Below are 14,952 nucleotides of genomic sequence, written 5' to 3' on the forward strand. Positions count from 1 at the left end.
TTTTATCCTCACTCTATATTACTATAGAGCTACAAGCGGCAGATGATCAACACTACTATGGATGCGCCGCCGCCTTGCTGACTTCAATGGCGCTAACCCGCCTCTTCCAGCAAGACCTCAAACGTTCCGTTATTCTTATCCCTCAACACAGTTGACAGTGTACAAGTGACAGTTAACAGTACGAAGAACTTGCCCCCCACTATTAACTATAAACTCTCCACTTTCAACTGCTCTTTTGACAGCCTTAGGTTTCCACTACTCAGGTGTGAGAACGACCGGTTTAACAGACCAATTCGTCCGATCGCCATTGAACCATTTCAGATTCAAGGATGACTGCTCAACTCCTAGCTTGATTCGTAACAGCCACTACCTCACCCTGCTTCTACATGGATTCGTCGCCTAACCATAGCTGCCTTTTAAGGAGCCCCGCGGTTTTGTAATGGATAGTTGACAGTTAGTTAGAAGTCAGGATTTTGTTCGGATGTTTTGATGATGGATGTGAGCAGTTTTATTAGCTCGGTGGCATCTTTTAGTAATGACTTGCCTAGTTTTTCATCCAAGTAATCTGTTGCGATAAGCAATTCAAGCCAATATTGAGTCTCCGCTACTTCTTTTAGAGAAATGCTTAATTTGGCAATAAAGTCTTTTTTACTTTGACCTTCCAATGCTTCCCGAATGTTTGCCCCAATACTTGTACCAGACTTCAAAACTTGTTTAGAAAGAACATACCCCTTCTTTTCAGTAACTAAGTATTGATTCAGTCTTACAATCCGTATCGCAAACTTAAACGCCTTATCATCAACAATACTTCTACTCATAAGCCCTCCAAACTATCAACTCTTAAACTGTCAACTGTACACTATCCACTACTTCCCCTACGTCTTCACCTGACTTCACCCCTTTGGCCTGTTAGTGCCGCTTTGGATGCAGGAGGATTAGGCAAATGCAAGTTGTCTGTTTGCACTAGAAGGTCTTTCACCTTCTTATTCAAAATAACAGTTGGAAAATGAATTTTCCGCTTATTTCACCAGGATATCTGGCTTATAAAGCAACGTTTCGTTTAATTTTGTTCAGGAGTGGTTTCTTCACTACGGTGGATAAATAAAGCCATATCCCCTCGTTTTACTGTTTCATTTGGAGAAAAAGTGGTTGAGGTTGTACCCACTGCAATGTTATTTTTTAGTAAAGCTGGGATGTAAGAAGCATACCAAGCTTCTGCATCAATATCCTTAAATGGATTGTCGACTAATTTTTCTTCTTGAAGCTTGTAACCGGTAACAATCATTGCAGCTACTTCGGCTCTTGTTACTGGCTTGTCGGGCTTAAATGTTCCATCTTTATAACCACTAATCACACCAGCTTCTGTGAGTGCTGCTACAGCATGATAGTAATACGAACTTATTTTCACATCCGTGAAGCTAGGTTTGCTTACATCGGCTGTATCCAGCCCTAAAACCTTCGCTAAAATCACTGCGGCTTGTCCGCGATTTAACTTCTCTAAAGGTTTAAAGCTCCCATCTGGAAACCCGTTAATGATCTTCTTTTCAGATAAACTTGAAACTGCTTGATAGTATAGACTTCCCGGCTTTACATCAGAAAAGGACGCGGTACCCGTATCACTTGCCTGTGCTGACTGAACAGATACAATGGACCCTGCTGCAATTGTTGCAGCAAAAGCTGTGTTAACTATTTTTTTCGTATGCTTCCCCAAAATAATACCCCCAATTATTAATCTGCGTTTTAAGTTGGCCTAACAGCCTCTCTTGACTTGCATGATTAGTTCTTGTTATCTTGTCTCTAAAAGTTTATGGTGCGTAACATCCATTACTTCGCTCCAGCAGTATCCTGTACGCGACCTTCTATAGTCGGATTTACCGTTTTAAGCTTAGCTACATAATCTCTCAAGTTCTCCCAATCAGACAATCCAAGATCCGTTACTCTTCCTTCTTCATAGGCTTTCGCAAATACAGTGAAACCGTCGCCGCCTTTAGCCGTAAATGCGTTTGTCGCGACAATATACTCAGCAGTCTTATTCAACTCTGAATATGTACCATCTGCGCCTTTCACTTCGACTTTAACCACTCTACTGTTCGCAGCCTTCGTACTGTCAAACGTGAATTTCAACCCAGACATATGAAGGAAACCACCGTTTTCTTTCGGAGCCTGACTCACACTATGCTCTAGGGCTTCAATGATTTCTGCACCAGTCAGCTTCATTGTCGCAAGTGTATTACCGAAAGGCAGCACTGTTAAGATATCACCAATTGTAATTTCCCCTTGATCGATTGCAGCTCGGATTCCACCACCATTTTGGAAAGCAATTACGGTATCTTTATTGAATTCCTTAGCTTTATCAAGCATAGCATCTGTGATTAAATTACCAAGTTCGGTCTCATTTTTTCTGGCACTTGGCTTTTTATCATCTCCGCCATCACGTGGATTAGCCAGCTCCATTACGGCCGTTGCTCCAGATGGCGTATTTTTCACATCTTCTATTTTTGAAGAATAAGGTTTTAAAAGTTCAGCTGCTTCTGGATCATCCTGTTTATCTGCCACTTTAATTAACTTACCTGCTTGTCCAATGACCTTGCCATTTTTGTCAAAACTGACATCTAGCGTACCTAAAAAGTCACCATACTGATAGCCCTGCACAATAACCGTCGGATCTTTCTCCGCTCCCTTATCATTCTTCGTAATGACAACAGGTGCATCAAGTTGAGTATGACTGTGTCCGCCAATAATGACGTCAATTCCTTCAACCTTTTCGGCCAGAAGCAAATCGTTATCATAGGCAGGATTGTCATCAAAACCAATATGGCTGACAGCTACAATTTTATTAACCCCTTGACCGGAAAAAGCAGCAACTGCCTTTCTAGCTTCTTCAAGATAGTTTTTGAATTCCACTTTCTCAGGGCTTGCAATATCCTTTGTTTCTTCCGTGGTTAATCCGAAGAATCCAACCTTTTCACCATTAATTACCTTAATGATGCCATTGTAAACCTTTCCGTTCTCCGGCTTACTTGAAATTAAATCACTGAATAACCCTGTAAAGTTTTCATCTTTTGAAAAGTCCACATTAGAACTGACAAATGGGAACTTGGCACCTTTAATAAAGTCTGCCAATGCTTTATGGCCTTCTTTACTTGAGCCTAAATCAAACTCATGGTTACCAAATGTCATTACATCATATTTCATTAAATTCATAAACGTGAGATCCGCTTGCCCTTTAAACTCATTGAAGTACAATGTTCCTGAGAATACATCCCCTGCATCAATCAGCAGTGCTTGTGGTTTTTCAGCTCGAACCTCTTTCACTGCTGTGACACGTTTGGCCACATTGTCTAAATGAGCGTGAGTGTCATTCGTGTGCATTAAAGATAATTGAAAAGTTGCATTGCTATTCCCAGCTCACACTGGGCCTACACCGTACGGGCGCCTTTTAGCGCATACGGCGTGCCATCAGTTATTCCATCTTGCACTTAATTCCCCATTTAAATATATCATCATTATGCTTGTAAAATATTAATTTTATGTAAATGCGTGTAAGATTCCCTTTGATGCGACTTGATTTCGTAACCGTTAGATTACTCCAATATTTATCAGCTATGTTAAATAATACGGTTATAAAAAATTTTTGGCTCATTCATGTGAAACCGTGGTTTCGCATGAATGAGCCAAAATCTTAAAGTTTAAGCCCTGGTCGATTACTTTACGTTCGTTTTATTACAAACTCTTATACCCCATAATTCTATTTTTAAAGTATGAATTATTAATAGATGTTACTGTTACACCTTGACTTGAACTGGCATGAATAAATTCATTATTTCCTAAATAGATTCCCATATGTGAAACAATTGCTTTACTATTTGTTGTTGTATCAAAGAATATTAAGTCTCCTGGCTGTGGTGCCTTTACATTCTTACCCATATCAAAATAAGTAGAAGATGAAACACGGGAAACCTGATAGCCAGCTTTTTTTAATACATAATAGATGAAACCGCTGCAGTCAAAACCACTAGGTGATGAGCCAGCCCATGAGTAAGGGGAACCGGTTAGCTCTTTTGCTATCTTAATTAATTCCGATGAAGATTGTGTATTGTTAACAACATTATCAGGCTTGACTGTAGTAGAAGCTTCAGAAGATATTAAACTACTATCAATAACTAAAGATTGTCCTAGATAAATCGTATCAGTGGTTAAATTATTAATCGCTTTCAACTGATTAATCGTCATGCTGTACTTTGAAGCTATTTTAGATAAAGTGTCACCAGCTGTTACCGTGTATGTTTCACTGCCGTTTTGAGGCTGAGTTGGTTTAACAACGCTTTGTTCGGTGGCCTCTACACTCGGTGTAGTAACACTGTTCGTTTCGGTAGACTTTTCAAGCTGAAGGACTTGTCCAAGATAGATTTGGTCTGAGCTAAGTTTATTAATGCTTTTTAAGTTTACGACTGTCGTATTATTATTGCTTGCAATTTTCCAAAGACTATCTCCGGTCTTCACTGTATGCGATTGGTCTTTTGAAGGTTGGCTCGTCTCAGTTTTTGGTAATTCAACTACAGTCGTCCCTTGTGTTTCTGAGACGATCAGCTTATCTCCTGGATAGATAACGGTAGAAGTAAGACTATTTAAGTTTTTCAATTCACCGAGCGTAATTCCATATTTATTTGCAATTTTTGTTAAATTATCACCAGAAACTACAGTATGTACGGTTGTATTCATTTTATTAAACGTTATTTGTGATGCAGTCTTTACCTCTGTTGGGGTAGATGTATGATCCATTAACAAGACCTGGTTTACATAAATAGCATCGGATTCTAGCTTATTTAGTTCTTTTATTTTTGCTACAGTCGTCTTATTAGCTTGGGCAATTTTATGTAGACTATCTCCTTTTTTTACCGTGTATGAATCAGCAAAAGCAGATGGTGCGATTATTGAGGATAATACTGCGACTGTCGAAATCGTGTAAAGGGTTTTCTTCATCATTCCCCATCCTTTAATATGTAATTAATCTTAATTTTAGCAAATTTTATGTCAGAAAAATTATTACATTTATGTTACAAACGGTAAATATTGATTTATATTGTAGAAAATACGTTTGAAACTACATATTTTGCTAATCTTTTATGACTGATTATGCTCTTTTTCACTATTTAATAGAATTTCAATTTAAAGCCATGTACCTAGATTACAGTAGCATTTCTACCTATCTCTATTACTCTGTTGATTTTTCACATAAAAAAGGAACCTAAACTCTATGATTAAATCGAATTTAGGTTCCTTCACTTAATAGATATTTATCTGTCGAATCTCACTCGTTCATTCATGAACCTCATTTAGATAGTTCACCCAAATCGGCTTCACCTTATCCACCACAAGATGGCTGCCGCCTCTACCTTTGACGTTTTCCACCATCCAAGTCATAAGAAGCCTCGGGTTATCTGTGTTGAAGCCTACGAACCAGCCATTTTCTGTACCTGTCGATTCTTTGCTTAACTTGATTTCGGCTGTTCCTGTTTTCCCAGCGAGTGGAATACCTGTTTCACTTAGCGAATGGGCAGATCCAGCGCGGTTTTCGACAACTTGAGTAAGCATTTTCGTTATTTGCATAGCTTGATCTTTGGTGATGACATTTTCTTTCCATATAACCGGCTTGTCCTTACCATCGAGAAACAGCTTTGGTGCAATCATGTTTCCTTCGTTCACAAACGTCGTATAAGATAGTGCTACATGCAAAGGACTCATCAGTACCTGTCCTTGACCATACCCACTGTCAGCAAGTCTGCCTTCTGAGTCGATTTTTCCTATTTGCGACGATTTGATGGCATATTCAAACGGGATGGTTTCTTCAAAGCCGAAATCCTTCAGCCCTTTTGAAAATTTATCTGTTCCAAGTTGCAGTGCTTTTTGGGCAAAGTATATGTTGTCAGAATATACTAATGCGGCGGTCATATTGATTGGTATACCTGGTGTGGATACCCTTGTTATACTGTGATCTTTCCAATTTGATTTCTTCCATGTCTTTCCCTTAATTTCAATCGCTTCATTTGGATCGACACCGTTTTTCATGGCAATCGAAGCTGTGAGTGCTTTAATCGTTGAGCCTGGAGCATAGGTTGAACTAAAGCGATTAAAGAGCGGCTTATTCGGATCACTTTCCCACGCCTGCCGCACGGCTGTTGTCATTCCGAGCACGTATTGGTTCGGATCAAATGATGGGCTGCTTACAAGCGCGAGCGTTTCTCCTGTTACCGGGTTCAAAGCTGCTGCAGAGCCTACTTCCCCTTTATATTGGGCGAAAATTTGCCGTTGTAGCTCAGCATCGATCGTTAGGACGATGGTTTCGCCTTCTTCAGCTTTCTTTTCAGCAATAATCTTTTCCTGGCCTCTATCCGTTTTGACGGAAATTTTTGCTCCAGATTTTCCTTTTAATCGTTCCTCAAGGATTTGTTCAAGCCCTCTTTTTCCGATTACATCGTTTGCCCTGTAGCCTTTCTTTCCCCATGTTTTAAGCTCTTCAGCGGTGATTTCGCCGATATAGCCAATAAGATGGGCGGTTACTTCTTTGTACGGATACACGCGGTCAGCCACTTCATTCAAATGAATCGATGGAATGTCTGCGAGCGCCTCTGTTAACGCTGTATCTTCAATCGACACTTTTTTAAGCGGAACAAAGTAGTTCGGTTTTACCCAGGATTGATTCAGCTTTTTTTCTACTTCTTCTTTCGACATATTTAGAAGTTGGGAAGTTTGTGTGATGATTGCCAATTGATCCGTCATTTCTTCTGGAACGATGCCCACCTCCACAACCGAACCATTCATCGCCAAATATTGTTCATTGCGATCGACAATTTCCCCACGGATGGCAGGATAAGTTGCGATGGACACTTTCCCCCCTTCTTCTAGATCAGGAAAGATATAAGTAGAATCCCAATTCATATACCAATTCTCTTTATCGTCTTTCCCTTCTTTGACAAATGTTGCTTTATGGTCAAAATCTACTGGACCAGCCATTGTATCCATACTGACGGAAAAAGGTAGTTCGGTCTTTTTCAACTCTTTATCATCGATGGATTCTTTCGGTTTTTTATACGTAACGGTCAAATTGGCTGCTTCAATATCTCCATAGATTTTTTCGTATCGCTCTGTGAAACCCTTTACATCTATGGTCTTCTTCGCTTCCACGGATAAATACTTATACATTTCGTCATATTTTTGTTCATTCCAAAGCTTCACGTATGCAGCAAATCGATCTTCTGGCACGGGACCTTTTTCAGAACATCCTGCTAGAATTAAAAATAAAATGGAAATAAAAAGAACTCTTTTCATTCTTTCCTCCTTGATTTTATCATGTGCCTAAATTACCTCTATCTTCATTATAAAATATTTTCTCTGAGACTGCTAGAAGGATATGGCTGACGTATAAGCAGGCCGTCCTTTCATATTGAAGAGCTACTTCGTTTTGTTAAAAAATTTTATTTTTCCGGCTTTTATGTACCCTAATCCATCTCCGAAGAAAAAAGCACCGAGAATTAGTGAGGTTATTACACCGGTCAATGACACGTAAAAGACGAAAAACTCAGATGGAGTATAGGACATAAAGCGAAACTTCAATCAGTGGGGGTTTTACTGCCCGTTAATGCGGGGTAAATTTAATTCTTCTTTCCCGTCTTCAATGACCAGATTCATTCCAAAGATCTCTCTATTTGCAAATTCTACATGAGGATTTACATAAAAAAATCCTGCAAACGGGCAACCGTTGGCAGGCAACTGAAATGTCCTTTTTCCGAAAGACGCTTCACGCTTAGGTACTAGAAACTGAGGGTTTCCAGAAATTCAGGAATCGTACTATTACAATGTCCAAATTATATTCAAAATCTGAACAATTGTTCATTATTGATGCAAAGCAAACTTGTTTTGCTACATAACGAACACTCAAGTTCATTTAAACATTTTTCACATTAGAGATAAAACGGTATTTTCGGACGCATTTTGCCATTTAGGGCGTCTTTTACCGATTAAGATAGTTTTATAGCCTATTTTCGTATATAAATATAACCATAAGAATATTTTCTTTGAAAAATGACCTATTATCAAAATAAGCATGCTAAAATAACACTCTCCATCAGAAATGAGACAGCAAACTTTTCATCTATATAAAACGCAATAAAGGTTTTAGTGTGAATCTTATCTATCGGCATTCAAACGTAAATTATCGAAGGAAATCCAAGACAAGAGAGTAAAAAGACCAGATTATTTATTGCGTTCTATATATCATTTATTATTAATATTCAGATGGTAATTCTTGAGTTCCTATTGGTCCTCCTGCAGTTTCAGTTGAAAAACCAATAAAGCTTAAGCCTGCTACTACGAATAATGCAAACACTAACCCAACTATCTTCTTTTTCATAGGTACTTCCTCCCTTTTTCTTAATTATTATTGGATTTTAATAGAAATAAATTTTATATTTATATTTAACCACAGACATAAAAATCGAGATTTAGCCTTATCGCCGCTTTAATTTAGAGAAACCATGTAAAACCATCATGATTTCTTCCGTATTTGTATGAAAATATAACTCTAGGAATACTTACATAGGGGGTTAGCATGGATTTTTTTGAAATCGGACATAAAATTAAAGAACTTAGAAAGCGTATGAAACTTTCACAGGAAGAGCTTGCTAATGGAATTTGTACACAGGCACAGATCAGTAAACTTGAAAAAGGGGACGTTTTCCCCTATGCTTCGACGCTATACTTAATTTCCCAAAAACTTGGTGTTGATGTAAATTATTTTTTCGATATGGCGATGACGCCTCGCCTCGATTATGTTAAGGAGGTAACGTATCAATTAAGAAACGCAAGAAGGACGATGAATTACCGAGAGATCAGGGACATCGTGGTGGCGGAGGAGAACAATCCGTTATTCAAACAACATAAACGCAATTATCAACTGCTGTTGTGGCATAAGGGAATCTATCATTACGAGTTATATCGCGATTCTGTCAAATCTATCAACATTTTAAAAGATGCGATCCTGTTGACCCAAACTTCGAATAAAGTTCATTCAGAGCGGGAAATTGAAATCTTGTTGAGCATCGGTGTTGTTTTATTCGAAGAAAAGCAATTCAAACAAGCACTTTCTACTTATAAGGATGCTTATCAATTCATTAACACCATTCCTTATCTAGTTGATAATACGGTGAAAATACGGATATACTATAATATTGCTCGAACTTTAACTCGGTTACAGGATTATGAGAAGTCAAATAATTTCTGCCTCGAAGGTATTCAGTGGTGCCTTCAGAAAAGTAATCTTTATTTATTAGGGGAGCTACACTACCATACAGGTTATAATTACGAGCTCTTAGGTGACCTTATTCTGGCTGAACAGTATATGGAAAAAGCAAAATTAATCTTCGACCTCCAGCATGACACACGCTTCATCTCTTTTATCTCACAGAAATTAGATAACTGGAAAGCCCTCTAATATCTTCCACCAGACCGAAAACTAAGCGGTCTGGTTTTCATATGATTCAAATACATCGAAACTAAAAACTCCCCTCTAAAAATTCAGCCCAAAATGAAGTATAATGATAAGATAAACTCGGGAAATGGGGTCTGACCCCTTATGTAGATGAACAAACCCTTATCACAACTAAGGTTATTGATGTAGACTAATTCTGGGAAATAGGGTCTGACCCTTGCACGTAGTTGGTATAGTTGGCTGGGGTTTGGAAGTAACGAAGGATTTCACTTGTGGTAATGTGTCGGTTGGGGGTACCTTTGGCGTATGCAGAATAGCTGCTCCACTTATATTGTTCTGGTTTTTGGACGATATTGGCTTTAACGGGGTTCAGATGAATATAGCGACTGGTGCTTGTAAAGTGTTCAGGGGACTCAATCATCACGGCATGATAACGTCCTTGAAATACGTGGCCGTCAAGGTTATGACGTTTATTGAAAGAAATGGCATAGCGCGAATTTAACTTTCTCATAATAATGCCAGTAGGATCATCTTTTGTTTCCAACAATAAATGGAGATGGTTAGTCATTAAACAATACGCATGCAAATGAAAAAAATATTTCATTCTTGTCTCTTCTAAATAATGCAGATAACTCAAGCAATCATAATCATCATAAAAAATGTCAGCACGGCGATTTCCTCGACACGTAATATGATACATCGCACCAGGAAACCACACCCTGTTCTTCCTTGGCATATTAATGATCAATCCTTTCAAATTTGGGAAATGGGGTCTGACCCCTAACTTCCCTTGATTTAATACTATGATATCAACGTTTTTAATTCAATTATTTTTTTGGGAAATGGGGTCTGACCCCTTGGAGGTGCTGTATGGAGGATTTGTTGTTTTTGGCGGAGGAGCTTGCTAGGTTGCTTCGTCCTTCGGTGGATGAGGATCAGTTGATGGTTCGTGAGGGGCTTTCGCTGAATCGTCAGGGGTTAGTAAAGGTGACTTCGCGGGAAGAGAGTTCGATTTATGCTGTTGTTCAGGATGTAACACCAAAAGAGGTTGAATTTGATATGCTATTTTGGGTTGCATCGGAATGCACATGTGATCATCAATCAATCTGTAAGCACAAGATTGCGGTGTTTTTTCACTTGTACGCAAACATATCTAGTCCAGCGGATTGGGTCCTTAATTGGAATCAAAGTGACAAGAATACGAAAGACCATACAAAGCTTCCAGTTAAGCCTGCCAGTACTCTACTGACAGAATCAGAACCGTTCGAACAAAGCTATGATAGCTGGAAGAATTTCACGAGCGAGTCTTTCACAGAATTAATCGAAGATCAATTCACAGAGAACTCTTTTGTCATGGAAAGGCATATTCAGCACTACTTATCGACGCTTGTGTCCAAAGCTCCTAGGGATTCGAATTGGAAATTGCTTTACCAGTTCACCACGTCCTTGCTCACTTTACTGAACACATTCAAGCTGATAGACGAACATCGTAAACAACCCTATACCATTCGGGCCTTTTACCAGCTAGTTGATGATTTATTCGATTCTTTGCATTCGATGATTTACCGCTTAGCAAACCGATCACGTCCATTCGCCTTTGATTCCTTTATAAGCGGTCTATCGGAAGATACAATTGATCTATTACAAGGCAATGAAGGCTTGGAATATGAAAAGGTTGATTTATATCGTGAACTATGGACCCATTTATTCTCGAAAAAAGCACCTCGAAAAGAAGAGTCGGAACGAATCGAACAGAAGCTTTCGGCGTCAATATTGAGTGAAATAGAACGCTCTACTCACTCCATTGCTGCTATTCACCTCTATGTACTGGATAACCAAGACGACAAGGCGATTCCATTGCTGCAAAATCTCACATCCAATGATTGTCCTTATCTATATTATTGGATGAAACAATTTGCGGACCAGGACACACATCAACGTAATCTGCCTTATATTGAATTTATTATCCGAAATCTGAATGATTATTTAACTGATATTAAGGATTATTATGCTTGTAATGACCATGTCCGTATTTTAGCGAAACCGATCTACGCTTCTTGTACGCACTTAAAACGATTTGATTTACTTGAAAAATTTTACCGAGAGGCGCTTCCATATAGTTATTGGGAATACTCCATGTTTCTTTTTGAGCAACAAAATTATAAAAAATGGACGGATTTAATCATTTATTCTGGCGTAACACTTGATGCAATCGGCCAAGACATGATAAAAACAGTTGTGGCTAGCGACCCTAAGATTATCCTGCCACTCTACCACCATGCTGTACAACAAACCGTTTCTTTAAAAAACCGGTCTGCCTACAAGCAAGCCGTACGATATTTGAAAAAGATGCGAACAATCTATAAAAAGATGAAACAGGAGAATGTGTTCCAGGATTACTTGGACTATATCTCTCTTTCCACAAAACGATTGCGGGCTTTTCAAGAAGAACTGCAAAGGAGTAAGCTAATCGATGGATAACCGAAAAACATTAAAAGTAAAAATTGCGGCAATTGGAAGCGGGAAATACTCCATTGCCGTCGTCACCCCTGAAAATACATATGTAAACCCTGAATCTGTTCGTAGGCTGTTATTCTCTTGGGATGAAGCAAGCTTCTACGGCACTAGACTGACGGTAGATGCGATCGATACCATTCCCGTATTTATCGTCAATGCCTGGGTCCTCTTGAATTTATTTGCTAAAGAAGGATTTAACTCATTTATTGACTGGGAATGGTCAGAACTCTCTTCTCTATGTCTCTCTGCCGCACCTGTCCTTCATGAAGCAATTGAAAAGGGTGTGCCCGTTCCAGACTTTACTAGCCTGCAAAATGAACAGGTCGGTTGGACATTGCCAGAGGAAGTGCTGGAGGAATTCGTACCTGCTTTTTGGGAAGAAAAGGTCTACACAGATATTCACGCTGAAAATGAAGAAACCAAACAGGCGTTTATTGAGGCATGGTATAACGATGCAGCGAACGCCTATCTTTCCGGCTATTCAAGCCTAAAAAATAAATGGGATGAGGCACTTACTGCTTTAAAAGACACTCGACTTACAGCTGATGAATTGCAAACCTTTTTTGATGAAGAAAGCTGGAGTGCTTGGTTAGGGATTGAAGAAAATGCTAACCCTTTCGTAATCGGGTTGAAGTTAACGGAGCCTATAGACGGAGTAGGTCCGTGGAATTTGACTACCTTTTTACGTTCAAAAAAAGAAGAAAATATTGTGATTGATTATCCTGCAAAACGATTACCACGCGGCTGGAATAAATATGCCAGTGAAATCAAACGAACCGTTCAACGCTGGGTTTCCGTCATTCCATGGCTTGGCAATGAAGCGAATGGTTTCAAAGATGAACTAAGTGAGCCTGAAGCTTGGGATTTTCTAACCGACGCTAGTGAAAAGCTGTTGTTTTTAGGAGCTGAAATCCTGCTTCCTTCTTGGTGGATGGCCCTAAAAGAGTCTTCCCTGAAAGTTAGAGCGAGAGTAAAAAGCTCTTCAAATCGCGGTCCTTCGTATGTTGGATTGCAAGCCTTAATGGACTTTGACTGGAGATTTTCCTTGAATGGAGAAGACCTTTCAGAAGCTGAATTCCAAAATCTCGTAAATGAAAAACGACGCCTTGTCTATATCCGTGGACAATGGGTCAAGCTGGATCCGCAATTCATCAAACAAATTCAAGAACTTATGGAAACCGCCAACGACAAAGGCTTACAGTTAACCGATTTACTGCAGCAGGAATTTATGAATGAACAAGATGAAGTGGAAGATGATGATACGAACCAAATGCTACAAATCCAATTTGAATTAAATCAAGAGCTACGTAAAATGGTCAGCCGTTTACGTGAAACGAAGAACATTCCGATTCTGCCTGCTCCGAAGACCTTCCAAGGTGAGCTCAGACCTTATCAATCACTTGGTATGAGCTGGTTGCTATTTCTGCGGGAGCATGGCTTTGGCGCCTGCCTAGCAGATGATATGGGTCTTGGAAAGACTGTTCAAATGATTACCTACTTACAGCACGTAAAAGAACTGCAACACACGGAGAGTACCTCTTCAATTGAAGTGGAAGAACAAGCTGTGGCTGTCGCTCCTCAAGCTATTGTGGAAACCCAAGAAAATGAAGATGATGTTGAGGGAAGCACAACCGAAGACGTTCAGGATATTCAAAAAGAAGCGATCCCTGTTCAAGCCTCCCTTATTATATGTCCAACATCTGTCCTTGGAAATTGGCAGCGGGAACTGGAACGATTCTCACCAAATTTAAAAGTTCATCTGCATTACGGTACAACTCGTGTGAAAGGTGAAGCCTTTGTTCAGACAATCGCAAAATATGATATTGTGTTGACTTCATACGGTATTACTCATCATGATTTTGATGCTCTCTCATCCGTTTATTGGAATACGATTATTCTTGATGAAGCGCAAAATATTAAAAATTCCCAAACAAAGCAATCTCGTTCTGTTCGGAAGTTTAAAGGCCGCCACCATGTCGCTCTTACCGGTACACCAATGGAAAACCGATTAAGCGAATTATGGGCAATTTTTGATTTTATCAACAAAGGCTATCTTGGATCGCTTAAGCAATTCTCGGATAAATATGTAGCTACGATTGAACGTGAAGATCAAAAGGATAAAATTAAAGAGCTGCAACGCCTGATTACACCATTTCTGTTAAGAAGAACGAAAAAGGATAAAGATGTCGCCCTTAATCTTCCTGATAAACAGGAGCAAAAGGAATATGTTCCTTTAACAACGGAACAGGCTTCACTCTATGAACAACTCATTAAAGATACCTTTACAGACATTGAGAAGCTGTCAGCGTTTGAGAAAAAGGGAATCATTCTGAAGATGCTAAACAAATTGAAGCAATTGTGCAACCACCCTGCTTTATACTTAAAAGAAGATGCCACATCAGATATTATGGCAAAAAGCAAACGATCAGGTAAACTAGAAAAGCTAACCGAGCTGATTGATGCTGTTCAGGAAAACCAAGAAAGCTGTCTTATTTTTACACAATATATTGGGATGGGAAATATGATGAAAGAATTGCTAGAGAAGCGATATAACATCGAAGTACCTTTTCTAAACGGCAGTGCCAGTAAAGCGCAGCGAGATACGATGATTTCTAGATTCCAGGCAGGTGAATTTCCGATATTCATCCTATCGCTAAAAGCAGGCGGAACTGGATTGAACTTAACCACAGCCAATCATGTTATTCACTATGACCGCTGGTGGAATCCTGCCGTCGAGAATCAGGCAACCGATCGAGCTTACCGGATTGGTCAAAAACGTTTTGTCCATGTGCATAAGCTCATTTGCACTGGAACTCTTGAAGAAAAAATTGACTCGATGATTGATAAAAAACAAGCTTTGAACGACGAAATCATTAACAGTGACAATTGGATTACCGAATTATCAACCGACGAAATTCGGGATCTTGTGTCGTTACATTAATACAAAG

General features: G+C 39.3%; 10 protein-coding genes. 3 read left to right on the forward strand and 7 right to left on the reverse strand.

Going from position 1 to position 14,952, the window contains the following annotated elements; genetic code table 11:
- Window positions 1-458: 458 nt before the first annotated feature.
- From AC625_RS22350 to AC625_RS28275, 6 genes are all read right to left on the reverse strand, one after another.
- Window positions 459-818 carry a four helix bundle protein gene (locus AC625_RS22350; protein WP_049683284.1) on the reverse strand — a complete coding sequence of 120 codons (360 nt, stop codon included), beginning with the start codon at window positions 816-818 and terminating at the stop codon, window positions 459-461.
- A gap of 242 nt (window positions 819-1,060) precedes the next feature.
- Window positions 1,061-1,711, reverse strand: a complete 651-nt coding sequence (locus AC625_RS22355; protein WP_049683285.1) for an S-layer homology domain-containing protein — start codon at window positions 1,709-1,711, stop codon at window positions 1,061-1,063.
- A gap of 113 nt (window positions 1,712-1,824) precedes the next feature.
- Window positions 1,825-3,372, reverse strand: coding sequence for a bifunctional metallophosphatase/5'-nucleotidase (locus tag AC625_RS22360; RefSeq protein WP_053178174.1), 1,548 nt, complete (start codon window positions 3,370-3,372; stop codon window positions 1,825-1,827).
- A gap of 351 nt (window positions 3,373-3,723) precedes the next feature.
- Window positions 3,724-4,983 carry a C40 family peptidase gene (locus AC625_RS22365; RefSeq protein WP_049683286.1) on the reverse strand — a complete coding sequence of 420 codons (1,260 nt, stop codon included), beginning with the start codon at window positions 4,981-4,983 and terminating at the stop codon, window positions 3,724-3,726.
- A 336-nt stretch (window positions 4,984-5,319) separates the two neighbouring features.
- Entirely contained in the window at window positions 5,320-7,329 is a 2,010-nt protein-coding gene (locus AC625_RS22370; protein WP_049683287.1) for a penicillin-binding transpeptidase domain-containing protein, read from the reverse strand.
- A 955-nt stretch (window positions 7,330-8,284) separates the two neighbouring features.
- Window positions 8,285-8,410 carry a hypothetical protein gene (locus AC625_RS28275; protein WP_281177262.1) on the reverse strand — a complete coding sequence of 42 codons (126 nt, stop codon included), beginning with the start codon at window positions 8,408-8,410 and terminating at the stop codon, window positions 8,285-8,287.
- A 198-nt stretch (window positions 8,411-8,608) separates the two neighbouring features.
- On the opposite strand from AC625_RS28275, the gene AC625_RS22375 reads away from it, so the two are divergent.
- Complete coding sequence (locus AC625_RS22375) at window positions 8,609-9,490, forward strand: helix-turn-helix domain-containing protein (protein WP_049683288.1); 882 nt, start codon at window positions 8,609-8,611, stop codon at window positions 9,488-9,490.
- Between the two features lie 187 nt (window positions 9,491-9,677).
- On the opposite strand, the gene AC625_RS22380 is transcribed toward AC625_RS22375, so the two are convergent.
- Window positions 9,678-10,205: an REP-associated tyrosine transposase gene (locus AC625_RS22380; protein WP_245645068.1), complete on the reverse strand. Its 528-nt coding sequence runs from the start codon at window positions 10,203-10,205 to the stop codon at window positions 9,678-9,680.
- 152 nt (window positions 10,206-10,357) lie between these two features.
- On the opposite strand from AC625_RS22380, the gene AC625_RS22385 reads away from it, so the two are divergent.
- Both AC625_RS22385 and AC625_RS28010 read left to right on the forward strand, forming a co-directional pair.
- Complete coding sequence (locus AC625_RS22385) at window positions 10,358-11,968, forward strand: hypothetical protein (protein ID WP_049683289.1); 1,611 nt, start codon at window positions 10,358-10,360, stop codon at window positions 11,966-11,968.
- Window positions 11,961-14,945 carry a DEAD/DEAH box helicase gene (locus tag AC625_RS28010; protein WP_049683290.1) on the forward strand — a complete coding sequence of 995 codons (2,985 nt, stop codon included), beginning with the start codon at window positions 11,961-11,963 and terminating at the stop codon, window positions 14,943-14,945. The genes AC625_RS22385 and AC625_RS28010 overlap by 8 nt, the downstream gene beginning before the upstream one ends.
- Window positions 14,946-14,952 lie beyond the last annotated feature (7 nt).

Source organism: Peribacillus loiseleuriae, assembly GCF_001183985.1.
Classification (GTDB): Bacteria; Bacillota; Bacilli; order Bacillales; family DSM-1321; genus Peribacillus; species Peribacillus loiseleuriae.